The organism is Methylobacterium sp. FW306-05-D, from assembly GCF_058782155.1.
The window spans coordinates 169,738-194,667 of sequence record NZ_JBYSXL010000001.1; the positions used below are offsets into that span (position 1 = coordinate 169,738).

Annotated in this window: 24 protein-coding genes; 6 read left to right on the plus strand and 18 right to left on the minus strand. The window is 69.0% G+C overall.

Features of this window, described 5'->3' with window-relative positions:
• Positions 1–5: 5 nt before the first annotated feature.
• The 3 genes from der to AC3WLN_RS00830 all read right to left on the minus strand — a co-directional run bounded on the left by der (position 6) and on the right by AC3WLN_RS00830 (position 2,893).
• Positions 6–1,364 (minus strand): ribosome biogenesis GTPase Der, encoded by a 1,359-nt coding sequence (gene der / locus AC3WLN_RS00820; protein WP_492478952.1) that lies wholly within the window; start codon positions 1,362–1,364, stop codon positions 6–8.
• A 46-nt stretch (positions 1,365–1,410) separates the two neighbouring features.
• Positions 1,411–2,124, minus strand: coding sequence for a tetratricopeptide repeat protein (locus AC3WLN_RS00825; protein ID WP_492478953.1), 714 nt, complete (start codon positions 2,122–2,124; stop codon positions 1,411–1,413).
• Positions 2,125–2,284: 160 nt separating this feature from the next.
• Positions 2,285–2,893: an NnrU family protein gene (locus AC3WLN_RS00830; protein ID WP_492478954.1), complete on the minus strand. Its 609-nt coding sequence runs from the start codon at positions 2,891–2,893 to the stop codon at positions 2,285–2,287.
• 119 nt (positions 2,894–3,012) lie between these two features.
• On the opposite strand from AC3WLN_RS00830, the gene AC3WLN_RS00835 reads away from it, so the two are divergent.
• Positions 3,013–4,197: a hypothetical protein gene (locus AC3WLN_RS00835; protein WP_492478955.1), complete on the plus strand. Its 1,185-nt coding sequence runs from the start codon at positions 3,013–3,015 to the stop codon at positions 4,195–4,197.
• Here AC3WLN_RS00835 and AC3WLN_RS00840 read toward each other — a convergent pair.
• The gene (locus AC3WLN_RS00840; protein WP_492478956.1) at positions 4,181–5,092 is read right to left on the minus strand and encodes a LysR family transcriptional regulator; all 912 of its coding nucleotides are present in this window, start codon (positions 5,090–5,092) and stop codon (positions 4,181–4,183) included. The two genes, AC3WLN_RS00835 and AC3WLN_RS00840, sit on opposite strands and share 17 nt — an antisense overlap.
• A 100-nt stretch (positions 5,093–5,192) precedes the next feature.
• On the opposite strand from AC3WLN_RS00840, the gene AC3WLN_RS00845 reads away from it, so the two are divergent.
• On the plus strand, positions 5,193–6,191 hold the full coding sequence (locus AC3WLN_RS00845) for an aldo/keto reductase (RefSeq protein ID WP_492478957.1): 999 nt from the start codon (positions 5,193–5,195) through the stop codon (positions 6,189–6,191).
• A 9-nt stretch (positions 6,192–6,200) separates the two neighbouring features.
• Here the strand turns inward: AC3WLN_RS00845 and AC3WLN_RS00850 are convergent, their stop codons facing one another.
• Together AC3WLN_RS00850 and AC3WLN_RS00855 are read right to left on the minus strand one after the other, a co-directional pair.
• The gene (locus tag AC3WLN_RS00850) at positions 6,201–8,777 is read right to left on the minus strand and encodes an ABC transporter permease (RefSeq protein ID WP_492478958.1); all 2,577 of its coding nucleotides are present in this window, start codon (positions 8,775–8,777) and stop codon (positions 6,201–6,203) included.
• Positions 8,778–8,781: 4 nt separating this feature from the next.
• Positions 8,782–9,495: an ABC transporter ATP-binding protein gene (locus AC3WLN_RS00855; protein ID WP_492478959.1), complete on the minus strand. Its 714-nt coding sequence runs from the start codon at positions 9,493–9,495 to the stop codon at positions 8,782–8,784.
• A gap of 94 nt (positions 9,496–9,589) precedes the next feature.
• On the opposite strand from AC3WLN_RS00855, the gene AC3WLN_RS00860 reads away from it, so the two are divergent.
• Both AC3WLN_RS00860 and thpR read left to right on the plus strand, forming a co-directional pair.
• Complete coding sequence (locus tag AC3WLN_RS00860) at positions 9,590–10,270, plus strand: arylesterase (protein ID WP_492479023.1); 681 nt, start codon at positions 9,590–9,592, stop codon at positions 10,268–10,270.
• 4 nt (positions 10,271–10,274) lie between these two features.
• Positions 10,275–10,814, plus strand: a complete 540-nt coding sequence (thpR, locus tag AC3WLN_RS00865) for an RNA 2',3'-cyclic phosphodiesterase (RefSeq protein WP_492478960.1) — start codon at positions 10,275–10,277, stop codon at positions 10,812–10,814.
• Between the two features lie 20 nt (positions 10,815–10,834).
• Here thpR and coaA read toward each other — a convergent pair whose 3' ends face one another.
• The 11 genes from coaA to petA all read right to left on the minus strand — a co-directional run bounded on the left by coaA (position 10,835) and on the right by petA (position 19,570).
• Complete coding sequence (gene coaA / locus AC3WLN_RS00870; protein ID WP_492479024.1) at positions 10,835–11,839, minus strand: type I pantothenate kinase; 1,005 nt, start codon at positions 11,837–11,839, stop codon at positions 10,835–10,837.
• 44 nt (positions 11,840–11,883) lie between these two features.
• On the minus strand, positions 11,884–12,207 hold the full coding sequence (locus AC3WLN_RS00875) for a phosphoribosyl-ATP diphosphatase (RefSeq protein WP_492478962.1): 324 nt from the start codon (positions 12,205–12,207) through the stop codon (positions 11,884–11,886).
• 93 nt (positions 12,208–12,300) lie between these two features.
• A complete protein-coding gene (hisF, locus tag AC3WLN_RS00880; protein WP_492478963.1) occupies positions 12,301–13,077 on the minus strand; it encodes an imidazole glycerol phosphate synthase subunit HisF in 777 nt (258 codons plus the stop codon).
• Positions 13,078–13,096: 19 nt separating this feature from the next.
• Positions 13,097–13,855: a 1-(5-phosphoribosyl)-5-[(5-phosphoribosylamino)methylideneamino]imidazole-4-carboxamide isomerase gene (hisA, locus tag AC3WLN_RS00885; protein WP_492478965.1), complete on the minus strand. Its 759-nt coding sequence runs from the start codon at positions 13,853–13,855 to the stop codon at positions 13,097–13,099.
• A gap of 48 nt (positions 13,856–13,903) precedes the next feature.
• Positions 13,904–14,566 carry an imidazole glycerol phosphate synthase subunit HisH gene (hisH, locus tag AC3WLN_RS00890; protein ID WP_492478966.1) on the minus strand — a complete coding sequence of 221 codons (663 nt, stop codon included), beginning with the start codon at positions 14,564–14,566 and terminating at the stop codon, positions 13,904–13,906.
• Positions 14,563–15,048 carry a DUF2628 domain-containing protein gene (locus AC3WLN_RS00895; protein WP_492479025.1) on the minus strand — a complete coding sequence of 162 codons (486 nt, stop codon included), beginning with the start codon at positions 15,046–15,048 and terminating at the stop codon, positions 14,563–14,565. Before AC3WLN_RS00895 ends, hisH begins: the two co-directional genes overlap by 4 nt.
• A gap of 37 nt (positions 15,049–15,085) precedes the next feature.
• A complete protein-coding gene (hisB, locus tag AC3WLN_RS00900; RefSeq protein ID WP_492478968.1) occupies positions 15,086–15,688 on the minus strand; it encodes an imidazoleglycerol-phosphate dehydratase HisB in 603 nt (200 codons plus the stop codon).
• 97 nt (positions 15,689–15,785) lie between these two features.
• Positions 15,786–16,661, minus strand: coding sequence for an S-methyl-5'-thioadenosine phosphorylase (locus AC3WLN_RS00905; protein ID WP_492478969.1), 876 nt, complete (start codon positions 16,659–16,661; stop codon positions 15,786–15,788).
• A 100-nt stretch (positions 16,662–16,761) separates the two neighbouring features.
• Complete coding sequence (locus tag AC3WLN_RS00910) at positions 16,762–17,652, minus strand: cytochrome c1 (RefSeq protein ID WP_492478970.1); 891 nt, start codon at positions 17,650–17,652, stop codon at positions 16,762–16,764.
• A gap of 22 nt (positions 17,653–17,674) precedes the next feature.
• Positions 17,675–18,961 (minus strand): cytochrome b, encoded by a 1,287-nt coding sequence (locus AC3WLN_RS00915; protein ID WP_492478971.1) that lies wholly within the window; start codon positions 18,959–18,961, stop codon positions 17,675–17,677.
• 33 nt (positions 18,962–18,994) lie between these two features.
• Positions 18,995–19,570, minus strand: coding sequence for a ubiquinol-cytochrome c reductase iron-sulfur subunit (gene petA, locus AC3WLN_RS00920; protein ID WP_492478972.1), 576 nt, complete (start codon positions 19,568–19,570; stop codon positions 18,995–18,997).
• A 583-nt stretch (positions 19,571–20,153) separates the two neighbouring features.
• Here petA and AC3WLN_RS00925 point away from each other — a divergent pair.
• A complete protein-coding gene (locus AC3WLN_RS00925) occupies positions 20,154–20,843 on the plus strand; it encodes a TerC family protein (RefSeq protein ID WP_492479027.1) in 690 nt (229 codons plus the stop codon).
• Positions 20,840–23,716, plus strand: a complete 2,877-nt coding sequence (locus tag AC3WLN_RS00930) for an ATP-binding protein (protein WP_492478973.1) — start codon at positions 20,840–20,842, stop codon at positions 23,714–23,716. The genes AC3WLN_RS00925 and AC3WLN_RS00930 overlap by 4 nt, the downstream gene beginning before the upstream one ends.
• Positions 23,717–23,756: 40 nt before the next feature.
• Here AC3WLN_RS00930 and AC3WLN_RS00935 read toward each other — a convergent pair whose 3' ends face one another.
• Positions 23,757–24,686: an amino acid ABC transporter substrate-binding protein gene (locus tag AC3WLN_RS00935; protein ID WP_492479029.1), complete on the minus strand. Its 930-nt coding sequence runs from the start codon at positions 24,684–24,686 to the stop codon at positions 23,757–23,759.
• Between the last annotated feature and the right edge of the window lie 244 nt (positions 24,687–24,930).

Genomic DNA, 24,930 nt, shown 5'->3' on the forward strand with positions numbered 1-24,930 from the left:
CCGCCTCAGCCCTTGTTCTCCCGGTCGAAGGGGTTCTTCGAGGTCCGCAGCGACAGGCGGATCGGCGTTCCGGGCAGCTCGAATGCCTCGCGCAGGGCGTTGACGAGGTAGCGGGTGTAGGATTTCGGCAGGCCGTCGAGCTGGTTGCCGAACAGGGCGAAGTGCGGCGGCCGCGCCTTCACCTGGGTCGCGTAGCGGATCTTGATCCGGCGGCCCGACACCGCCGGCGGCGGGTTGCGCTGGGTGGCGGCGCTGAGCCAATCGTTGATCCGCGAGGTGGAGACGCGGGTGCTCCAGACCTCCTCGGCCTGCGTCACCGCCTGCATCAGCTTGTCGATGCCCTCGCCGGCGAGGCCCGAGAGCGGCACCACCGAGACGCCGCGGACCTGGGGCAGCAGGCGGGTGCAATCCTCGCGCAGCTTCTTCAGGAGACCGTTCTGGTCGGCCACGAGGTCCCACTTGTTGAGGCCGATCACGAGGGCGCGGCCCTCGCTCTCGATCAGGTCGACGATGGTCAGGTCCTGCTTCTCGAACGGAATCGTGGCGTCGAGGAGCACCACCACCACCTCGGCGAAGCGCACGGCGCGCAGGCCGTCCGAGACCGCGAGCTTCTCGAGCTTGTCGTCGATGCGGGCCTTGCGGCGCATGCCGGCGGTGTCGTGGAGCTTGATCCGGCGGCCGCGCCATTCCCAGTCGAGGGAGATCGAATCGCGGGTGATGCCGGCCTCGGGGCCGACGAGCAGGCGCTCCTCGCCGAGCATCCGGTTGATCAGCGTGGACTTGCCGGCATTGGGGCGGCCGACGATGGCGACCTTGAGGGAGCGGTTCGACGGGTCGTCGTCGTACTCCTCGTCCGCGTCGTCGGGCTTCGGCAGCGACTCGATCAGGGCGTCGTGCAGTTCCCCGATGCCCTCGCCGTGCTCGGCCGAGAACGGGATCGGGTCGCCGAGGCCCAGCGAGAACGCCTCGTAGGCGCCCGACATGCCGGCACCCCCCTCCGCCTTGTTGGCGATGAGGATCACCGGGCAGCCGGCGCGCCGCACCATCTCGGCGAAGGGCTGGTCGGCCGGGAGCACGCCCGCGCGGGCGTCGATCACGAACAGCACCACGTCGGCCTCGAGGATCGCGGCCTCGGTCTGGGCACGCATGCGGCCCAGCAGGGAGCCTGGATCGGCCTCCTCGAGGCCGGCGGTGTCGATGATGCGGAAGACGAGGCCACCGAAATTGACGTCGCCCTCGCGCCGGTCGCGGGTCACGCCGGGGCGGTCGTCCACCAGGGCAAGCTTCTTGCCCACGAGGCGGTTGAACAGGGTCGACTTGCCGACGTTCGGCCGTCCGACGATCGCGACGGTCGGCATATCCATGGTGTTCTCGTTTCGATCAGGCGTCCGGGAGAAGCGGGTCGAGGGCTCAGCGCGTGACGGGTGGGGGAGCGGCCGGCGCGGCGGGGGCCGCGGCGGTCACGGTGACGGGTCCGCCGGCCACCAGGGCCGCGTAGACCTCGATGCGCTGGCGCAGGTTCTGCGGCGTCTGCGGGTCGGCGGCGAGCTGGTCGAACCAGCGGCCGGCCCCCTCGTAGTCGCCGCGCTTCAGGGCCGCGAGGCCGAGCATCTCCCGGGCGGTGTGCCGGAAGGGGCCGTTCGGGGCGGCGAGACCCTGGAGCGTCGCCAGGGCGGGGTCGGGCTCGGCGCCGTCGAGGCGCAGCAGGGCCGAGCGCAGGCGGGCGAGGTCGCGCAGGCCCGTGCTCACCTTGGTGTCGTTGGCGAGCGCGTCGTACTCGGCCGCACCCGCCTTCGGGTCGCGCTTGGCGGCCTCGGTGGCGGAGCGGAAGCGCGCCAGGAGGGCGTAGCCGGCGGGCGCATCGGCCTCGATCGCCTCGAAGGCCTTGTCGGCTTCCGCCGACTTGCCCTCGCGGGCCAGGCGGTTGGCGACCTCGAAGCGCTCCGAGGCGGCCTCGGCGCGGACGCGCTGGTCGTGCTGCCAGTAGCGCCAGCCGCCGATCGCCGCCACCACGAGGATCGCCAGGGCGATGATCACGCCGCTGTAGCGGCGCCAGATCTCGGCCACCTGATCGCGGCGATAGTCCTCGTTGACCTCGCGGATGAACTCGTTGTTTTCGGCCATGTCGTCTCACGCCGATCGGAAACCGAGCGGCCGCTGCATGAAGAGGAAGGCCTGCGCCTATCACAGGCGCGGGCCGTTGGCGACCGGCTTCCACGCGGCGCGACCCGCTTGGTACCGGGCGCGACCCGCTCGGACCCGACGCGTCCGGGTCGGAGTCCCCTCAGGCCTGACCCGGCCAGGCGGCCACGCCGATCAGCAGCGGATGCAGGTAGCGCGCGAACACGAACCAGACGCCGAGGCCGATGACGACGGCCAGGGCATCGTTGCGCCAGCCGGCCGGGGCGGCGGCGGGGCCGCCATGCTGCGCGGCCACGGCACCGGGGGCGAGCGCCCGCCGCTTGGCGCTGATCCGGGCCATCACCGCCCAGGCCAGGAAGCTGCCGAACAGCAGGATCGAGCCGAGGTCGCCGTTGGCCAGCAGGTGCGCGGTGGCCCAGATCTTCACCGCCAGCAGCATCGGGTGCTTGGCCCGGGCGCGGATGTGCCCCGGCAGGTAGGCGGAGGCCAGGGCCACGAAGGCCAGGGCGGTCAGGAGCAGGGCGAGGTGGCGGGTCCAGACCGGCGGGTCCCAGACGGCGATGTAGCCGGACTGGCGATAGAGGTGGAAGCCGTAGGCGATCAGCACGAGCCCGAGGAGGGAGGTCAGGGTGTAGGCGAGCTTGTAGCGGCCCTCGCCGACCTGATCGATCACCCGCGCCCGCCGCGCCCGCGCCATGGAGAAGGCATGCGTGCCGAGGAAGAGCACGAGCCCGAGGATGAGGAGGAGCATGAAAGGCCTTCGCGGACGGTCGACGGGGACATGTGGACAGGGCCGGACCCGAACGCCTGCGCACAATCCAACTGTAACGGTTCAAAACGCAATCTGCGGCCGATGTCCAGGCACTCCCGATGACGCGCCCCCTCCCCTTCACGGCCCGGCTCCTGCTCGGCCTCCTCTGCCTCGGCGGCCCGGCCCGGGCGGCGCCCGAGCCGCCGCTCTCCGCCCTGACCCTGGTCGGGCCCCCGGTGGTGATGTTCAAGGCCGGGCGCGACGCCTGCGACGGGGTCGACGTGCCCGACGCCTCGGCCCGGGCCTTCCGCGACGCTTCCGGCGCCGTCGCCCTGTTCGGCATGCATTACCGCAACCGCGCCTTTCGCGGCCCGCGCCTCGACGCCCTGACGCTCGATTGCGCGGTGGTGCTCGAATCCGGCGGCCAGGCCGATCCGGCCGCCTACGACGACGCCTCGTGGATCACCGCCACCTGGACGGAGGACGGCCGCGCCGTCGCGGCCCTGGTCCATCACGAGTACCGGGCCAACGAGCATCCGGGCCGCTGCCGGGCGAAGGACTACATGGCGTGCTGGTACAACAGCGTGGTGGCGGCCGCCTCGCGCGACGGCGGCCGCAGCTTTACCCGCGCGGCCCCGCCGGTGGTGGTGGCCGGCGCGCCCTTCCGCCAGGAGGTCGGGCAGGGCAGCCACCGGGGCTTCTTCAATCCGTCGAACATCGTTTCGGATGGGACCTGGCGCTACTTCCTGGCCTCCACCACCGGCTGGACGCTGCCGGGGAGCGACCAGTCGGCCGGCGTCTGCCTGTTCCGCACCCGCGATCCGGCCGATCCGACGAGTTGGCGCGCCTGGACCGGCACCGGCTACACGGCGGCGTTCCCGGACCCTTACACCAGACCCGCCAGGGCTCCGGCGACCTGCGCGCCGGTGGCGCCGTTCCCGACCCCGGTCGGGGCCGTGGTGCGCCACCGGGGCAGCGGCGCCTGGATCGCGGTCTTCATGGCCAAGGCCCAAGCGGGCTTCCCGCAATCCGGCTTCTACTGGACCACCTCCCGCGACCTCCTGGCCTGGGACACGCCGCGCCTGCTCCTGGCCGGCGCCACCCTGTACGACGATCCCTGTCAGGCGCCCGGCGGGCTGATCGCCTACCCGTCGCTCCTCGATCCCGACGCGCGGGGGCGCAACTTCGACGATACCGGCGACACCGCCTTCCTCACCTACGTGACGCTGCGCACCGAGGGCTGCACCATCACCTCCGACCGGGATCTCCTGCGGCGCACCCTGGCCATCAAGGTCTGGCCGTGAGCCCGGCCTCCGGCCGCCGCAGGAGGTCGATGAAGGCCTGCAGCGGGGGCGGGATCTGGCGCCGGCCGGCATAGTACAGGAACAGGCCGGGGAAGGCCGGGCACCAGTCGGGCATCAGACGCACCAGCCGCCTGGATTCGAGGTGCGCGCCGACGCCGTCCTCGAACACCAGACCGAGACCGAGACCCGCGAGGGCCGCCTCCACGATCAGGGCCTGATCGTTGACGATGAGCGGACCGTCGACGGAGACCACCACCTCCCGCCCGTCCTTCTCCAGTTCCCAGCGATAGATCGCACCGCCGGGAAAGCGCTGCCGGATGCACAGGTGGCCGGCGAGATCGGCCGGGTGCCGGGGCTCCGGCCGCCCGGCGAGGTAGGCGGGCGCGCCCACCAGGGCGAAGCGGGCCGGCCCGCCGAGCGGCACCGCGATCATGTCGCCGGCGAGATGCTCCCCGTAGCGGATTCCGGCATCGAAGCCCCCCGCCACCATGTCGCCGAGGGCGTCGTCCGCCACGACCTCGACGCACACCCCCGGATGCCGGGCGAGGTAGCGCGCCACCAGCGGCATCAGGACGAAGCGGCAGGCCGAGCGCGGCGCGTTGAGGCGCAGGACGCCGCCCAGCGTCTCCCGGAAGACCCCCGCCGCGCCGACCGCCTCGGCGATCTCGGCCAGGGCCGGGCCGACCCGGGCCAGCAGGGCGGCCCCCGCCTCGGTGGGCGCGACGCTCCGGGTGGTGCGATGGAGCAGCCGCACCCCCATCCGGGTCTCCAGGCCTCGCAGGGCGTGGCTCAGCGCGGAGGTGGAGACGCCGAGATCGAGGGCGGCCCGCCGGAAGCTGCCATGCCGGGCGATGGCCGCGAACACCGCGAGGTCGGCGAGATCGGCACGCTGCATTGATGAAGGTCGCTCAACGGTTCGTCCCGGAGCGTTGATCTTATCGGCCTTCGCGCCGCGTGCCACATCGATGCGGCGAACCACGAACCCAGGAGCCTCCATGCGACAGCATCGCCTCGGCCAGACCGGCCTCACCGTGTCCGCCCCCGGCCTCGGCTGCATGGGCATGTCGGAATTCTACGGCCCCTCCGACGAGACGGAGTCCCGCGACGCCCTCGCGGCGGCCCTCGACCTCGGCTACGATTTCCTCGACACCGCCGACACCTACGGCCTCGGCCACAACGAGACCCTGCTCGGCCGCTTCCTAAAGGGCCGCCGCGACCGGGTCGTGGTCGCCACCAAGTTCGGCATCGTCCGCCCGTCCAACAGCCCGGCCGACAGCGCCAAGCGGCGGATCGACAACACGCCCGCCTATCTCACGGCGGCCTGCGACGCCTCGCTGGCCCGTCTCGGCGTCGAGACCATCGATCTCTACTATTGCCACCGCCGCAATCCCGAGACCCCGCTGGCCGAGATGATCGGCGCGATGGCGCGCCTGGTCGAGCAGGGCAAGGTGCGCGGACTCGGCCTGTCCGAAGTCTCGCCGGAAACCCTGCGCGCCGCCCATGCGATTCACCCGATCGCGGCGGTCCAGAGTGAATACTCCCTGTGGAGCCGCGCGCCCGAGGAGGGAATGCTGCAGACCTGCCGCGACCTCGACGTCACCTTCGTGGCATACGCACCGCTCGGACGCGGGTTTCTCACCGGAAACTTCGATCCAGCCGGGCTCGCGGCGGACGATTTCCGCCGGGGCAATCCGCGCTTCCAGGCCGACGCCCTGGCCCGGAACCGACGCCTGCTCGACGGGCTCGCGGCCTTCGCGGCGCGCCGGGGCGCCAGTCCGGGCCAGGTCGCCCTCGCCTGGCTCGTCGACCGAAGCCCGGGGGTGGTCCCGATCCCGGGTACTCGGCGGGTCGCCCGCCTCGCCGAGAACGCCGCGGCGGTGGACCTCGCGCTGACGCCGGCCGAGATCGCCGAACTCGACGGCCTGTTCAGACCCGGTGCGGTCGCCGGCGCACGCTATGCCGCAGGCGGCACCGCCGGCATCGAAGTGCCGTGACGCCGGCGCTCAGAACTGGCGCAGGTAGGGCGCCGGTTTCTGGCCGAGGATGCGCCAAGTCCCTGCGAGACCGAGGAGAATCGCGAAGGCGACCGCCAGGGTCGCGGCCAGGATCGCGCCGGACAGGTCGAGGGTGAAGTCGAGCTTCATCACCCGGGTGACGATGACCCAGCCCGCGAGGGTGCCGGCGGCGAGCCCGAAGATCGCCGTGGCGATGCCGAGGGCCCCGTATTCGAGGGTATAGGCGGCGAGCAGCCGACCCCGCGTGGCGCCCAGGGTCTTGAGCACCACGGCATCGTAGAGCCGGGCGCGGTGGCCGGCGGCGAGCGCGCCGGCCAGGACGAACAGGCTCGCCACCACGGCGATGCCGCTGGCGCCGCGGATGGCCAGGACCAGCTTGGCCACGATGTCGCTCACCGCCTCCAGGGCCTCTTTCACCCGGACGCTGGTGACGGAGGGATAAGCCTTTGCCACGTCTCGCAGAATTGTCGCCTCGGCTTTGGCGTTGGGTCCGTTCGGCAGGGTGAGGGTCGCAAGATCGGAGTGCGGCGCGCCCCGGAAGGTCCCGGGCGAGAACACCATCACGAAGTTGATTCCGAGCGACCGCCACTCGACCTTGCGCAGGTTGGCGATCCTGGCCGTCAGGCTCCGCCCCAGGACATTCACCGTCACGGTGCCGCCGACGGACAGGTTCAGCTTTCCCGCGAGTTCCGCATCGAAGGAGACCAGCGGCGTGCGGGCCTCCTCGGCGTTCCACCACGACCCCGCGACCAGCGAAGATCCCTCCGGCAGGTCGTCGGCGTAGGTGATGCCGCGGTCGCCGTCGAGCACCCAGGCGGCATCCTCGGGCGCTCTGATCTCGCCGGCCGGAACGCCGTTCAGGGCGGTGATGCGCCCGCGCATCATCGGGACGCGCTCGATCTTCGCCCCCGGGGACAGACCGCCGAGGAAGGCGTGGAAGGTGTCGGCGTCGCTGGAGGGAATGTCGAGGAAGAAGAGGTTCGGCGCCTTCGCCGGCAGGGAATTCGTGAGCGTCCGCCGGACATTGGCATCGATCAGACTCAGGGTGACCAGGAGGGTCACGCCGAGGCCGAGGGAGAGCACGATGGCGGGGGTGAGCGCTCCCGGCCGATGCAGATTCGCCAGGGCCATCCGGGGTGCCGCCATGCGCGGACGCGGCAGGCGACGGGCCAGCGCCATCAGCCCGAGGGCGACGAGGCGCAGCAGCCCGAAGGCGAGACCGGCGGCGACGATGAAGATGAGCGCCAGACGCCGGTCGAAGGCGGTGATGAGCGCCAGTCCGACAAGGCCCGCCAGGGCAGCGGCCAGGATCAGGCGATAGCGCGGGCGAGTGCGGGCGGAGCCCGGATCGACCACGTCGCGGAACAGGCCCGAGACGGGAATATCGTGGGCGCGACCCAGGGGTGAGATCGCGAAGGCGAGCGCGGTCAGGAAGCCGTAGGCGGCCGCGAGGGCGAGCTCCCCGGGCGCGACGGTCGGATTCAGGGGCAGCGGCAGGGCGTCGTGGAACAGGGCGTCGAGGCCGAAGGGCAGGAGCGCCCCCACCACGAGGCCGATCGCGATGCCGAGTCCCGCGATCAGCAGCACCTGCGTCAGGTAGAGGACCACGATCTGGCCGCCCGGCGCACCGACGCTCTTCAGGGTGGCGATGGAGCCGCGCTTGCGCTCGACGAAGGCCGCAACGGCATTGGCCACCCCGACGCCCCCGACGATCAGTGCAGTCAGCCCGACGAGCGTCAGGAACTGCGTGAAGCGCTCGATGCTCTTGGCAAAGCGCGGGTCGGCATTGGTGCGCGCCCGCATCTCCCAACCCGCGTCCGGCGCGGCCTTGGCGATGGCGGCGGCGCGCGTCTCGAGGTCGGTGTCGGAAGCGCCGGGAATCCGCAGGCGGTAGCTCCACCGGTTCAGGCTGCCGGGCCGGATCAGACCCGTCGCGGCCAAGGCCTCGTGAGTGATCAAAACCCGCGGCCCGAAGCCGATGCCGTTGGCGATGCGGTCGGGCTCCGATACGAGCGTGGCACGAAGAACGAAGGGCTTTCCCGCGATCGTGATGCGGTCGCCGACCTTCAGGTCGAGGCGGGTCAGCAAGGCCGGGTCCACCACCGCGCCCGCGGCACCATCGCGCTCCGCCAGGAGGTCGGCGAGGGGCTCGGCAGGGTCGGTGATGAGGTCGCCGGTGGTGGGGTAGTCGGTGCCCACGGCCTTCAGTTCGACGAGAGCCGCACCGGTCTCGCCGGCCACGGCCATGGCCCGCAGGGTCGTCACCACGGACACGCGCCCCTGCGCGTCGAGGGCGGCACGCTCCTGGGGCGTCGCCTCCCGGTTGATCAGGCTGTAGGTGAGATCGCCGCCCAGGATGCGCGCGCCCTCCCGGCCGAGGCCCTCGGTGAGCGATCGCGAGATGGAGGCGACGCCGGCGATGGCCGCGACGCCGAGGGCAATGCAGGCGAGGAAGACGGTGAAGCCTGCGAGCCCGCCGCGCAATTCGCGGAGGGCGAGGCGCAGGGTGAGCGGGACGCGCAGACGGGATGACGGTCCGCTCGGCTTGGGCAAGGTGCCATGCATCGGATCAGGCCTGGGCCGGAGCCGGCGCTTCCACCCGACCGGAGCGGAGGCGAACGGTGCGGTCGCAGAGGCGTGCGAGACCGGGATCGTGGGTCACCAGCACGAGCGTCGCGCCGCGGTCGCGCTTGAGCGCGAAGAGCAGGTCGACGATCTGACGTCCGGTGGCCTCGTCGAGGTTGCCGGTGGGCTCGTCGGCCACGAGGATCGCCGGGTCGGGCGCGATGGCCCGTGCGATGGCGACGCGTTGCTGCTCGCCCCCCGAGAGCTGGGCCGGATAGTGGTGCAGACGATGACCGAGGCCGACCGCTTCCAGTTCGGCCTGGGCCCGGCGGTGCGCGTCGGGCTGGTCTGCGAGTTCGAGGGGCAGCGCCACGTTCTCCAGGGCGGTCATCGTCGGAACCAGATGAAAGGCCTGGAACACGATGCCGATGCGGCGTCCGCGGAAGCGCGCCAGGGCATCCTCGTCAAGACGTCCAAGATCGGTGCCCTCCACCACGATGCGGCCCGCATCGGGGCGCTCGAGACCAGCCATCACCATCAGCAGGGTCGACTTGCCGGAGCCCGACGGGCCGACAAGACCGACCGCCTCGCCCGCCGCCACGTCGAGGGAAATGCCGCGCAGGACATGCACGCGGGCGGCACCGCGGCCGAGGCTCAGGTCGATATCGGAGAGGGCGATGGTCTGCGCCGTCGGCGCGGTGGGGTTGTCGGACTTCAACGGGCGACCGATCTGTGAGCAGTTGGTGTCAGCGTAGGTGCAGGGTCGGAGCTGTGAACGAATGGGTCTGTGTGGAGTCTCACGCCTCGCCGATATGGTCCGCCCGCGCGCGGCGCGCCATGCCGGTTTCGGGCTCGCTGCGCTGATGACGCTCTTTGCCGCACTCGGCCTCGCCCCGCTCCCCCTTCGCGCTGCGCCGGACGTGGCTCCCGTCAACCTCGTGGCCTTCGGCGATAGCCTGACGGCCGGTTACCGTCTCCCTGCGAGCGCGGCTTTCCCGGTGGTGCTCGAACGCGCCCTGAAGGCGCGGGGGCGTGTGGTCGCGGTGGCGAATGCAGGCGTCTCCGGCGACACCACGACGGGCGGACTCGATCGTCTCGACTGGTCGGTTCCGGACGGAACGGACGGCGTCATCCTCGAACTCGGCGCCAACGACATGCTGCGGGGTACCGACCCGGCCGTGACTCGCAAGGCCCTCGACGCGATGATCGCCCGGCTGAAAGCGCGGGGTATCCCCGTCCTTCTGGCGGGTATGAAAGCATCGCCCAACCTCGGCCCGGACTACGTTGACCGCTTCGACGCGATCTATCCGGACCTCGCCAAGCGCTACGACCTCGTCCTCTACCCCTTCTTCCTCGAGGGCATCGTCGGCGACCGCCAGGCCCATCTCGATGACGGGCTGCACCCCAATGCGAAGGGCGTGGAGACGATCGTGGCCGGCATGCTTCCGACCGTGGAAACCTTTCTCGACCGCCTCAAGCCGCAGGCCCGCTGAGCCCGTGCCGCGCCTGTTCACCGGCCTGGAGATCCCCTCCACCATCGCCGAGGCGCTGGCCTTGAAGCGTGGGGCCCTGCGCGGGAGCCGCTGGATCGAGCCGTCGGACTATCACATCACCCTTCGCTTCCTCGGAGACGTGGAGGTCGAGGTCGCGGAGGCGCTGCACGAGCGCCTGATCGACGCCCGGGTCCGCTCTCCCATCGCGGTGACCCTCGACGGCTTGGCGAGCTTCGGCGGCGACAGGCCGCGAGCGATCCTCGCCACGGTGGCACCGAACCCGGAGCTCCTCGACCTGCAGGCCGAACAGGAACGGCTGGCCCGCGAGGCCGGAGCGGAGCCGGAGCGCCGCAAGTTCACGCCGCACGTCACCCTCGCCCGCCTGCGCCGCGAGGCCGGTGCCGAGGACGTCGCCGGCTATCTCGGCGAGCGCGGCCTGTTCACACCGCTGACGTTCACAGCGGACCGCGTCGCGCTGTTCTCGGCCCGGGAATCGAAGGGCGGCGGTCCCTACGTGGTCGAAGCGGCCTATCCGCTGGGTTAGGTGCCGGACGGCCGGCGATCTCAGAGGCGGCGTAGGGCCACCGACTCGATGCGGTGGCTGGCCCCCTTGGCGAGGATCAGGCCGGCCCGCTGCCGGGTCGGCAGGATGTTGTCGCGCAGGTTCGGCAGGTTGATCGTCGTCCACAGCGTATCGGCGATTTCGATCGCCTCGGCCTCCGTCACCTCGGCATATTTGCGGAAGTAGGACAGGGGATCGCGGAAGGCAGTCTGGCGCAGGCGCAGGAAGCGATTGACGTACCAGCGGTGCAGGTCGTCCTCGTGGCCGTCGAGGTAGATCGAGAAATCGAAGAAATCCGAGACGAACGGGATCGCGGTGCCGTCGCGCGGCAGGCGTGCCGGCTGCAGGACGTTCAGGCCCTCGACGATGAGGATATCGGGAGATTCGATGATGCGCTCCTCGCCCTCCACCACATCGTAGACGAGATGGGAGTAGAGAGGAGCCGCGACCCGCTTCTTGCCGGCCTTGATATCGGTCAGGAAACGCAGCAGCGCGGCGGTGTCGTAGCTCTCGGGAAAGCCCTTCCGCTCCATCGCGCCCATGCGCTTCAGCTCGGCATTGGACAGCAGGAACCCATCGGTGGTGATGAGGTCGACCTTCGGTGTGTTCGGCCAGCGCGCCAGCAGGGCGGCGAGCACCCGGGCGGAGGTCGATTTGCCCACGGCGACCGAGCCGGCGAGACCGATGATGTAGGGCACCTTCGTCTCGTGCTCGGCGAGCAGGAAGCGCTGGGTCGCCTTGAACAGTCCTTGGGTCGCCGCGACGTAGAGCGACAGCAGCCGCGAGAGCGGCAGGTAGATCGCCTCCACCTCCTCGACCGAAATCGGATCGTTGAGGGATTGCAGGCGCGCCACCTCCTCCGCCGCGAGCGTCAGGGGCGTATCCGCACGCAGTTGCGCCCATTCTTCGCGGGTGAACAGGCGGTAGGGCGACAGCCGCTCGGAGCCCTCTCCGGTCACCGGGTCCTGGCCCTTGGCGACTGGCCGCTCGGTCCGAGCCGTCGGCACGGACGTCACGGACAGGGGCGACGCGGCGAAAGGCGGCTCGGCGTTCACGCAGGGCTCCGGGAGGCCTTCTCGGCGATCCCGCTCTGCCTCGTACGCCTCTCAAGTTCCGCCAGCACCTCGTCCAGGGAAACCTCGCCGCCCCGCAGGACGACCAAGAGGTGATACAGGACGTCCGCCGCCTCGCTGACGAGGCCGGCGCGGTCGCCCTGCACGGCGGCAATTGCTGCCTCGACCGCTTCCTCGCCGAGCTTCTTGGCGGCCTTGGCCGGGCCGCCGGAGAGGAGCTTTGCCGTGTAGGAGGTCTCGGGCGAGGCCGCCGCGCGGTCGGCGACGAGCCCTTCAAGATCGCTGAGCGTGAACTGGGTCATACCATCCTGGTCCCGGGGAAACCGGGCCTATCGTGCCGTGCGCCCGACCGTGCGGCACGATGGATCATGACGCAAGGGGTGCGGAAGTCGGGCTCAGAGATCGAGGCGCATGGAAAGGCCGGCTGCGGCCATGTGAGCCTTGGCTTCGGACACGCTGTGCTGCCCGAAATGGAAGATCGAAGCCGCCAGCACCGCGCTGGCGCCGCCTTCGCGCACGCCCGCCACCAGATCGTCGAGGCCGCCGACGCCGCCCGATGCGATGACCGGTACGGAAACGGCATCGGAGATGGCCCGCGTCAGGCCGATATCGTAGCCGGAGCGCATCCCGTCACGATCCATCGAGGTCACGAGCAATTCGCCGGCACCGCGGGCGGTGACGGTGCGGGCGAAGGCGATGGCGTCGATCCCGGTCGGCTTGCGCCCACCATGGGTGAAGATCTGCCATTCCGGAGGCTCGTCGGGCCCGGAAGTGCGCTTGGCGTCGATCGCCACGACGATGCACTGGCTGCCGAACTTCTCCGCCCCGCGGGCGACGAAGTCGGGATCGTTCACGGCCGCCGTGTTGATCGAGACCTTGTCGGCCCCGGCCAGTAGGAGGGTCCGGATATCCGCCACCGTGCGGATGCCGCCGCCGACGGTGAGGGGCATGAAGCAGGCCTCGGCCGTGCGACTGACGACATCGAGGAGCGTTCCTCGATCCTCGTGGCTCGCCGTGATGTCGAGGAAGCACAGTTCGTCGGCGCCCGCCGCGTCGTACGCCTTGGCCGCCTCGACGGGGTCGCCGGCATCGCGCAGTTCAAGGAACTGGACACCTTTCACGACGCGACCGTCCTTGACGTCGAGGCAGGGGATGATGCGGGTCTTGAGCACGGGCGGCCTCTGAAAGGAGTCAGGCCGCTGGGGCGGCGTCGGTCCCGCCGGTGGCGCGCCGAATCGCGGCCAGGGCTTCGCGCGGATCGATCCGGCCGTCATACAGGGCGCGTCCCGTGATGGCGCCGGCCAGCAGCGCGCAATCGGGCTCCAGGATGCGGTGGACGTCCTCGATCGAAGCGAGGCCGCCGGAGGCGATCACCGGGATCGTCACCGCCCGGGCGAGGCCAAGGGTCATCTCGATGTTGAGGCCCTTCAGGATGCCGTCCCGGGCGATGTCCGTGTAGATGATCGCCGCGACCCCGGCATCCTCGAACCGGCGGCCGAGTTCCTCCGCCGTCATGCTCGAGGTTGTGGCCCAGCCCTCGACGGCGACGCGGCCGTCCTTCGCATCGATGCCGACGGCGATCTTGCCCGGGTAGAGGCGCGCGGCTTCGCGTACGAAGGCGGGGTCGCGCACAGCGGCGGTGCCGATGATGACCCGGCTGACGCCCTTGGCGATCCAGGCCTCCAGGGTGCGCATTTCGCGGATGCCGCCACCGAGTTGCACAGGCAGTTTGGTCCGCGCCAGGATCGCATCGACGGCACCGGCGTTCATGGGCGCACCCGCGAAGGCGCCGTCGAGGTCGACCACGTGGAGCCAGGAAAAGCCCTGCTCCTCGAAGACCGCGGCCTGGGCGGCCGGATCGTCGCTGAACACGATGGCTTGCGTCATGTCGCCCTGTACGAGGCGGACACAACGCCCTTCCTTGAGATCGATGGCCGGAAACAGGATCACGCGTCGGTTCGCTTTCGGGTGGGACGGGTCAAAGGTGGGGTCCGCGCCTCAGGGGCGCCAGCGCAGAAAGTTTGCGAGGAAAGCGAGACCGAGGCGCTGGCTCTTCTCCGGGTGGAACTGGGTGCCGGCGACGTTGTCGCGTGCCACCATCGCGGTGACGGGGCCCCCGTAGTCGCTGTGGGCGACCCGATCCTCCGTCCGCTCCGGCGACAGCGCGTAGCTGTGCACGAAGTAGGCGTGCAGACCGCCCTCGCCCGTCGGAATGTCCGACAGGAGCGCATGCGGCCGGTCGATTTCGAGGGTGTTCCAGCCCATGTGGGGAACCTTGAGGCCGGGGTCGGCCGGCTGGATCGGTCCGACGTCGCCGGGAATCCAGCCGAGCCCGCCGGTGATGGCGTGCTCCAGCCCGCGGGTCGCCAGGAGCTGCATGCCGACGCAGATACCCAGGAAGGGACGCCCACGGGTGTGCGCCGCGTGGGTCATGGCCTCGACCATGCCGGTCACGGCATCGAGGCCGCGGCGGCAATCGGCGTAGGCACCGACACCGGGCAGCACCACCCGGTCGGCGCCGGCGACCGCGTCGGCCTCGCTGGTCAGGACAATGCGGGTCTCGTCGAGGCCGGCCTCGCGGGCCGCCCGCTCGAAGGCCTTGGCTGCCGAATGCAGGTTGCCCGAGCCGTAATCGATGATCGCGACGGTCTCCACGCTCACCGTCGACCCTCGCTGAAGGGGAACATGCCGATGGCGAGATCACTCGGCGGCACGGAGACGCCGACGTGAGGGGCCGGTCCCGTCCGCGCAATGGGGGCACCGTCGAGCCAGCGCGCGGCGGCCTTCATCTCGGCCTCCTCGGCATTGGCGGCGGTGACCGCGTCTCGCACCGGACGTCCGGCCCGGGCATAGGTCCAGCGTCGAAGGGACGAAGCCTCCAGGCCGATCAGGATCGACACCAGGAGTGTAATGACGAAGGCGGCGATGGGGGTGAGCCCAAGGAACCGCCCGCCGAACGCCAGGAGGGCGAGCAGCGCCAGCACGCCGAGACCGGCGAGCCAGAGGCGATGGAAGAAGAACCAGACCGGACCGAAGGCGAAGGCCGGCCAGGAGAAGCCGTCCGGCACCAGGTGCGCCCGCTCGAGGCCATGGGCCTCGCCGACAAGGGCACCCCGCGCGGGGTGCAACGTATAGGTGCGCATCACGTCTCGCATCCTCCCTTCCGACCCGGAATGCGGATCAGAGTGATCCCTTCGTCGAGGGAACGCGGCCACCCTCGCGGGGATCGATCGTTACAGCCTGCCGCAAGGCGCGGGCCAAGCCTTTGAAGCAGCTCTCGGCGATATGGTGGGCATTGTCGCCGTACAGCGTCTCGACATGCAGTGTGATGCCGGCATTCATCGCGAAGGCCTGGAACCACTCGCGCACGAGTTCGGTGTCGAACTGCCCGATCTTCTCGACCCGGAACTCCGTCCGGAAGACGAGGAAGGGCCGACCTGAAATATCGACGGCGACCCGGGTCAGGGTCTCGTCCATGGGCAGATGAAGATCGGCGTAGCGGCCGATGCCGCGCTTGTCGGAAAGCGCCTGGGCGAAGGCCTGTCCGAGAGCGATGCCGGTATCCTCCACCGTGTGATGATGGTCGACATGGAGGTCGCCCGTGACCGCTACGTCGAGGTCGAACAGCGCATGGCGCGCGAACAGCTCGAGCATGTGGTCGAAGAAGCCGACCCCCGTCGAGACCTGGGCTCGCCCCGTTCCGTCGAGGTCGAGCGCGACCTGCACGTCGGTCTCCGCCGTCTTGCGGCTGATGCGGGCGGCGCGCTGGGCCTCTTGGGTCACGGGTCGGTTCCGGTTCGGGGACGATCCCGCCTTCTAGAGGGAAGAGCGAGTCCCGGGAAGGGCAGGTCGCGCCGAATTCACCGGCGCTCCGGCCCGCTCAGCGATTCAGGACGCGTCCGGCCACGGCGTCGAGCTTGGCGAGAAGGGCCGGATCGCGCTGCGCCGGAGCGGTCATGATCGCGCCGTCCAGAGCACGCTCGGTACCGACGGGGCACGGCTCGCGCTCGGCCGGGAAGTCTCGGGCGAGGCGGGCGACGAGGCGGGCGGCCTTGTCGGCATTGGCACGTGCCACTGCGACGACGGCTGCGACATCGACCGCATCGTGGGTCGGATGCCAGCAGTCGAAGTCGGTCACCATGGCGATCGTCGCGTAGGTGATCTCGGCCTCGCGGGCGAGCTTGGCCTCCGGCATGTTGGTCATGCCGATCACGTCGTATCCCAGCGCCTTGTAGGTGGTGGATTCGGCGTAGGTGGAGAACTGCGGCCCCTCCATGCAGACGTAGGTTCCGTCCCGGTGGACAGCGATGTCCTCCGCCTGCGCCGCGGCCGCGATACGGGCCTGCAGGCCTGGACCGACCGGATGGGCCAGGGAGACGTGGGCCACGCAGCCATCGCCGAAGAACGACGCCGCACGGCCATGGGTCCGGTCGACGAATTGGTCGACGAGGACGAACAGGCCGGGATGAAGCTCGGCCTTGAACGAGCCGCAGGCCGAGAGCGAGACGAGGTCGGTGACGCCGGCCCTCTTCAGGACGTCGATGTTCGCGCGGTAATTGATGCCCGAGGGCGAGAAGCGGTGGCCGCGCCCGTGGCGCGCCAGGAACACCACCTTGGTCTCGCCGATGCGGCCGATGCGCAGGGCGTCGGAGGGCTCGCCCCAGGGGGACGCGATCCGCTCTTCGCGGACATCCTCGAGTCCGGGCAGGTCGTAGACCCCGGACCCGCCCATCACGCCGAGCACCGCTGCCGTCATCCTGCTCTCCATAACATTCGCGCCGGTCGCCCCTCCTTGGGGCGCCGGCGCTGGCCGTGTCAACGAAGGGCGGGCGGCCCGGCGGACCGCCCGTACCGGATCAGTAGGTCTTGTGCAGCTCCGGCTGGAGGCCGTGGACCTCGCCACCGACCTTCGCCCAGATCTTCTTCTTCACGTAGTAGAGCAGACCGGCGAGCACGAGCAGGAACAGGATCACACGCAGGCCGAGAGCCTTGCGCGCCATCATGTGCGGCTCGGCAGCCCAGGCCATGAACGCCGCGACGTCGCGGGAATACTGATCGACCGTCTCGGGCACGACCGGCTCACCCTTGTCGTTCTTGGCGTAGGTCACCTGGCCGTCGCTGATCGGCTTCGGCATCGCGATCAGATGTCCGGCATAGTACTTGTTGTAGTACGTTCCCGCCGGGATCTCCTTGCCTTCCGGCGGATCCTCGTAGCCGTTCAGGAGCGCGTGGATGTAGTCCACGCCCTGCTCGGAGAAGCCGATGAACGGCATCGCGTCGAACACGAACCAGGGAAAGCCGCGCTCGTAGGTACGCGCCTTGGCGAGCACCGAGAAGTCGGGCGGCGCCTTGCCCCCATTGGCGGCAGCCGCCGCCTTTTCGTTCGGGAAGGGCGACGGGAAGGCGTCGGCGGCACGGGCGGGACGATCGACGTCCTCACCCGCATCGTTCTGCTCCTTCACCTTGTACTGGGCGGCGAGCTCCTTCACCTGCCCGGTGGTGAAGCCGGGGCCCCCCTCCTCCGAGAGGTTACGGAAGCGCACCAGGCTCATGCTGTGGCAGCTCGAGCAGACTTCCTTGTAAACTTGGAAGCCGCGCTGAAGCTGGGCCTGATCGAACCGACCGAAGGTTCCGGCGAAGCTCCACTTCTCGCGGGGCGGGTGAGGGGTTCCCTCATCCGCGGACGCGACGGTGACGCTCATGACGGCCGCGAGCAGGGACGCAGCCAGGAGACGGGTCGTTTTCATGGTTCTCAAAAGTCCCCTGCCCTCAACCCTTGGACGACGGTGCGGCCGCGGCACCCACCGGCATGCCGGACCCGCCAACCTGTTTGCTGGGTCCCGTCACGGTCTCGAGGATCGAGCCGGGAAGAGCCTTCGGCGTCTCGAACAGGCCGACGAGCGGCATCACGAGAAGGAAGTGCAGGAAGTAGTAGGCCGTGCAGATCCGCGCCGCGATCACGTAGCCCCCCTCCGGCGGCTTGGCGCCGAGCCAGCCGAGCAGAATGGTGACCACCACGAAGAGCCAGAAGAACTGACGGTAGATCGGGCGGTAGTTGCACGAGCGGACCCGCGAGGTGTCCAGCCACGGCGCGAGCGCCAGGATCAGGACCGCGCTGAACATCAGGATGACGCCGCCGAGCTTGTCCGGCACCGCGCGCAGGATCGCGTAGAACGGCAGGAAGTACCATTCCGGAACGATGTGAGCGGGCGTCACGGCCGGGTTGGCCGGAACGTAGTTGTCGGCGTGACCAAGATAGTTCGGCTGATAGAAGATCCAGTAGGCGAAGAAGGCGAAGAACACGACCGAGGCGAAGACGTCCTTGATCGTGGCGTAGGGGGTGAAGGCCACCGCGTCCTTGCCCGACTTGATCGGGATACCGGCCGGGTTGTTCTGGCCCGTCACGTGCAGTGCCCAGACGTGCAGGATCACGACGCCGGTGATCATGAAGGGCAGCAGGTAGTGCAGCGAGAAGAAGCGGTTCAGGGTCGGGTTGCCGACCGAGTAGCCGCCCCAGAGCAGGCTCTGGATGGTGTCGCCGACGACCGGGATTGCCGCCAAAATGTTGGTGATGACGGTCGCACCCCAGAAGCTCATCTGGCCCCACGGCAGGGTGTAGCCGAGGAAGGCCGTCGCCATCATCAGCAGGTAGATGATCACGCCTAGGATGTAGAGCACCTCGCGGGGCGCCTTGTACGATCCGTAATACAGCGCCCGGAAGATGTGGACGTAGACGGCCACGAAGAACATCGACGCGCCGTTGGCGTGCATGTAGCGCAGCAGCCAGCCGTAATTCACGTCGCGCATGATGTGCTCGACGGAGTTGAACGCGTTGGCGGCGGAGGGATCGTAGTGCATCGCCAGCCAGACGCCGGTGACGATCTGTGACACCAGCATGGCGATGAGGATCGCGCCGAAGGTCCAGAAATAGTTGAGGTTCCGCGGCACCGGGAAGGAAACGAAGGACGAATGCACCAGCCCGATCAGGGGCAGGCGCGATTCGAACCACTTCGCCAAGGCGCTCTTGGGAACGTAGGTATTGCCGTGTCCACTCATGGGGCGACCCGCTCCAAATCCTGTTTCAGGGCGTCAGGCGACGGCCTTTCCGCCCTCTTCTCCGATCCGGATCTTGGAATCCGACTCGAAGACGTAGGGCGGAATAGGCAGGTTCGTCGGGGCGGGACCCCGGCGCACCCGGCCGGACGTATCGTAGAGAGAGCCGTGGCAGGGGCAGGACCAGCCCTCGTACTGTCCCTGATAGCCGATCGGCACGCAGCCGAGATGCGTGCAGTTGCCGTAGACCACGAGCCACTTGGCGTGGCCCTGCTTCACGCGGGCCGAGTCCGGCTGCGGATCGATGAGGTCGGAGAGCTTCACCTCGGAAGCTTCCTTGATCTCCTTCTCCGAGCGACTGCGCACGAAGATGAGTTTGCCGCGCCAGAACACGTTGACGATCTGGCCTTCCTGGATCGGCGTCAGGTCGACCTCCAGGGGAGCGCCGGCCGCGATCGTCTCGGCATCCGGCGCCATCGAGGCCACGAAGGGCCAGGCCAAGGCACCGGCACCGACGGCGAGACCCGCCCCCGTCGCGAGAAACATGAAATCGCGACGCGTGCCGTCCGGCGCGCCGTGGGAGCTGTCGGGATCGGCTGCCGTGTTCGCCAAGTGTCAAACTCCAAGCATGATTGCGCCGGGTGACCCTGATCCCACCCGTGCGGCAAGGGCCGGCGGGACCTTAGAGGCTTTCAAAGGAATGTCAGCCCGGCGGGACGGAAGCACCATCCCCCATGTTTGTGCAATGCGACCCCGCGTCACCCGAAGTCAAGGCGCGAAGCCTTTCAGAATGCGCGGTTTCCCTCGCTGCCGCACCCTCGTTCCGGCGGTGGCGCAGGATGACCACAGGAGGCATGCGCGGAAGCGATCAGGGCCCGGGGGTCGGTCCCATGCCATGCGCTCGTGGTGGGGCGCGTGGGCCAACGAAGTCGGAAGGATATCACCGAACGCCGAGGGAGGGTCCGCAGCTTTCGTGATCGATCCCGGCGACGTCCCGGGGGGCAGGCACCGACCCGAAGCCCTGCCCGGCCGCACCACCCTCCCGACGGTATCACCGATTTATTGGTCACACCTCGAAGTTGTATCGCATGACGGCGACATCCGCCTTTTGCCGCCTGTGCGGAACCGTCCGGATGCGCTACCCGAACCCGTATTGCTTGGCCGTTCCGTCAGGCCGACGATGCCGAGAGATGCGATGGACGTGAGCGATCCGCAGTTCTTCCTGGCCATCCTGCAGATCGTGTGGATCGACCTGCTGCTCTCGGGCGACAACGCGGTCGTCATCGCCCTCGCCTGCCGGTCTCTTCCCGAAACACATCGGCGGACCGGGATCCTGCTGGGCGCCGGCACCGCGGTTCTCCTGCGCATCGTGTTCGCGCTGGTGGTTTCATCCTTACTGGCGATTCCGCTGCTGCGGATCTTCGGAGGCATCCTTCTCCTCGTCATCGCGGTGAAACTCGCCGTCGGCGAGGACGAGGCCGATCCGACGGTGGCCGAGAGCACGACACTGTGGCGAGCGGTCCGGACCATCGCCATCGCCGACGCGGTGATGAGCCTCGACAACGTGGTCGCCGTGGCCGCTGCCGCGAAGGGTCATACGATTCTGTTCGTGTTCGGGCTCCTGCTCTCGATCCCGCTGATCATCATGGGCGCCTCTCTGATCACCGCCCTGCTCGTCCGCTTCCCGCTCATCCTCTGGGCGGGAGCCGCGCTTCTCGGCTGGATCGCCGGAGAGATGATCGCCACCGACCCGCTGATCCTCGGTACGACCGCACCCATTCCCCACGCGACCGAGATCGCCGGCGCATTGTCTGCGATCGTCGTGGTCGGCATCGCGCAGATCCTCACGCGGAAACGGAACGCGCGAGCCGGAGGCGTTGCATGACGGTACGCCGGCCGTGGCTCGGCAAGATCCGGCGGATCGGGCATGCACTCCTGCGCGGCGGACGAGGCGGCGCTGAAACGGCGGGTTTCGCCGCGGCCGATGCGCTGCAGGCACTGTTCGAGGCCTCACCGGATCGGCAATTCGTCTTCACGCGTTCGCCCGCCGGCGAATTTCATCTTGCAGCCTGGAATGCGGCAGCGGTCAGAGCCGTCGGCCGAGGGAACGACGCGATCGGCTGCGAACTCACTGCGTTGCTGCCGGCGTCGCAGGTCGTACAAGTGCGCGCTGGGATGGATCGTGCGGTCGCCACGGGTGCGGGTCTGCGAACCCAGGATCATCAGACCAGCCCATCGGCCGCCGCCGGCGCTACGGAGATGGTCTTCGTCCCGCTGCCCGAGCCGGGTACCGGGGCCGTGCGGCGGGTCCATGTCAGCCTGCGCGACCTTCGTCACCTGAAGCTTACCGATGCCGAAGCGCGGGAAGCGAACCGTCTCCTCGTCATGGCCGAGAATGTAGCCCATGTAGGCCACTGGCACCTGCATATCCCCTCGCGCGCCATGACCTGGTCCGAAGAGGTCTACCGCATCCACGGGCTCGATCCGCAGACCTTCGCTCCGACGATCCAGAGCAGTATCGCCGCCTGCCATCCCGACGACCGCGCCACCGTCTCCCGACGGATCGCAGGCGCGATCCGTCGGGGCGAGGGTTTCGACGTCGCCCTGCGGCTGGTGCGTCCCTCGGGGGAGATCCGGGAAGTGCAGGTTCGCGGCAGTTGCCAGGGCGAAACGGGAATGGCCGCGCAGACAGCCCTTCGCGGCTCCATCTTCGGCGTCTTCGCCGACGTCACCGAGCTGAAATCGGTCGAGCGGGCCCTCGCCGAGAAATCCGCCCTGCTGGAAGCCACCCTGGAGAGCATGGATGAAGGCCTCCTGATGATCGACGGCAAGGGCCGCATCCCGATCATCAATCGCCGCGCCATCGAACTCTTGGACGTCCCGCCCGAGGTGATCGCCGCCGGCCCGGACTACCGGACCCTGCGCCGGCACCTGCGTGAGAGGGGAACCTGGGGGACGGCCGTCGAAGCTCCGAGCGTCTGGCGCCTCGACGACGAGCGGCGCACCACCGAACTCCGCTTGGAGCGCAACCGCACCGATGGCCGCGTGATCGAGACGCGCTCCGTGCCGATGCTGGTAGGCGACGGCCACGTCCAGACCCTGACGGACGTGACCGAGCGACGCCGCGCCGACGAGCGGCTTCGGGAGAGCGAAGCGCGTTATCGTCTCCTGGCCGACTATACCTCGGACCTCATCGTCCTGGACGATGCCAACGGGCGCCATCTCTACATCTCACCTGCGGTGACGAGCATGCTCGGCTACGACATCGAGGAGGCCAACCGCATCGGCCTGCGCCCCCTCGTTCACCCCGAGGACATCGCCAACCTGTCGGCCACGCTGCACGCCCTCGAACCGAAACAGCCGACCGGCTCGGTGGTCTATCGGATGCGGCACCGAGCCGGCCACGATCTCTGGGTCGAGGCCGCCTTCCGGTGCATCGAGGAGCAGGGTGACATTCAGATCATCCACGCGATCCGCGACGTCTCTCAGCGCCACGAACAGGAGGTCGACCTTCACCGCGCCCGGGCCGCCGCCGAGGCTGCCGTGCGGGCGAAGGCCGAGTTCCTGGCCAATATGAGCCACGAATTGCGGACTCCGCTGGCCGGCATTCTCGGCGTGCACGACATCCTGCGGGACGACGCCTCGCTTGGTCCGGCCCAGACGCGGCTCGTCGCGCTCGCCCAGGAATCGGGGCACTCGCTGCTGAAGATCGTCAACGACATCCTCGACTTCTCGAAGATAGAAGCCGGTCGTCTCGAGATCGAGTCTCTGCCCTTCGGCCTGACCGCACTGATCGAGAGCTGCCGAGAACTCAGCGCCGAGTGCGTGCAGGGCCGCGGATCGCGCCTGGCCACAGATATTGGGTCGGACGTTCCGGACCGGGTCGTCGGCGACCCGATGCGTCTGCGGCAGATCATCCTCAACCTGACGACCAATGCGATCAAGTTCACGCCGCACGGCTCCGTCACCCTGCGGGTGCGATGGCAGCCGCCCCTCAAGACCACGCCACTTCGGCCGTCGACCCTTCGCATCGCGGTCGTCGATACGGGAATCGGCATTGCACCGGACGTGCTGCCTCACCTGTTCGAGCGGTTCATCCAGGCCGACCAAGCGACCTCCCGACAGTACGGCGGCACCGGTCTGGGCCTGACGATCTGCAAGCGGCTCGTGCACCTGATGGGAGGCGAGATCGGCGCAGAAAGCCACATCGGCGAAGGCTCTACATTCTGGTTTGAGGTCCCGCTGCGCCTGGCCGCAGCCGAGGATGAGCCCGCGGCCGGGCTCGCGCAGCAATGCGCCACACTTCAGAAGCCCTCCGCCGCGCATTGGCGCGTCCTGTTGGCCGAGGACAATTCCATCAACCAGGAAATCATCGGCACGGTGCTGCGCCAGAAAGGACATGCGGTCACCGTGGTGGATGACGGCGAGCGCGCCGTGACGGCGGCCTTCGAACCGGAACGCCCGGACCTGATCCTGATGGACGTACAGATGCCGGGGCAGGACGGCCTCGCGGCGACCCAGGCGATTCGTGTCCGCGAACGGCAGGAAGATCGTCCCCGGACGCCGATCATCGCCCTCACCGCCAACGCCATGCCCGAGGAGATAGAGCGCTGCCGCTCCGCGGGCATGGATGCCCATGTGGCCAAGCCGATCGAGTGGCCGGTGCTATTCGCCACCATGGAGCGGCTCATCGTGCGGGGCACGCCGATGGATCAAGCCTGTGCCCTACCCTCGACAGCAGAACGCCCCGCCCCGTGAGGGGCGAGGCGTCCGGGCACCGAAGACGGTTGTGGTCGGCTCAGTAGGCGGCCGGGTCGGCACTGTCGCTCGGCGAGGCGAACTGCTTCGCCATGGCCTCGCTCATCGGGAGGTTCAGGTTGATGCCGCGCGGCGGAATCGGCTTCGTGAACCACTTGTCGTACAGCGCCTTGCCCTCGGCGCTCTTGTAGAGCTTGGCGGTGGCCTCGTCGGCCACGGCCTTGAAGGGCGCATCGTCCTTGCGGAGCATGATGCCGTAGGGTTCGGGCTTGGACAGCGCTTCGCTGGAAATCGCGTAGGCGCCCGGCTCCTTCGAGCTGGCGGCGAGCGAGGCGAGCAGCACGTCGTCCATGACGAAGGCGACGGCGCGGCCGGTCTCGACCATCAGGAAGGCCTCGGCGTGATCCTTGGCGGGAAGGATGGTCAGGCCGAGATTGCGCGCCGTGTTGGCCTCGTTGATCTGGCGGATATTGGTGGTGCCCGAGGTCGAGACCACGGTCTTGCCCTTCAGATCGTCGATCTTATCGAGTTTGGCCGACTTCTTCGCCACGAACCGCGTGGCCGTCAGGAAGTGGGTGTTGGTGAAGGACGCCTGCTTCTGGCGGTCCGCATTGTTCGTCGTCGAACCGCACTCGAGGTCGATGGTGCCGTTGGCAATCAGCGGAATGCGGGTCGCCGAGGTGACCGGATTCAGCTTGACCTCGAGATTCGGCAGCTTGAGGTTCGTCTTCACCGCCTCGGCAATCTTCTGACAGATTTCGAGGGCGTAGCCGACCGGCTTCTGATCGCCGTCCAGGTAGGAAAACGGCACCGACGCATCCCGATACCCGATGGTGATCGCATTGGTTTCCTTGATCTTCTTCAAGGTTCCGGTGAGCTCTTGCGCCTGGGCGCTCCCTGCCGCGAGCACCGACAGCCCGAGGCTGACGGCGACGGCGGACAGGGTGGATCTCTGGTGGCACGAACGCATCTGCGGGCTGGCTCCGGGAGGTCGATCGTCACAATGGGGATCGACGGGACTGAGGTGGGCAACGTAGCAGCGGCGCGGGCCGCCGCAATCGTTGTTTTCGCGCTGTCCAAGCTGGGAACGCACCTCCCCCTGGCAAACCCCGTGCCGCTCGCCCACCCTGCGTAGTTTCCGCCCCAACCCGGGACGTTGCAGGAGGGATGCCCATGCAAAAAGGCCCGACTTTTCAGCCGGGCCAGTTCGCATG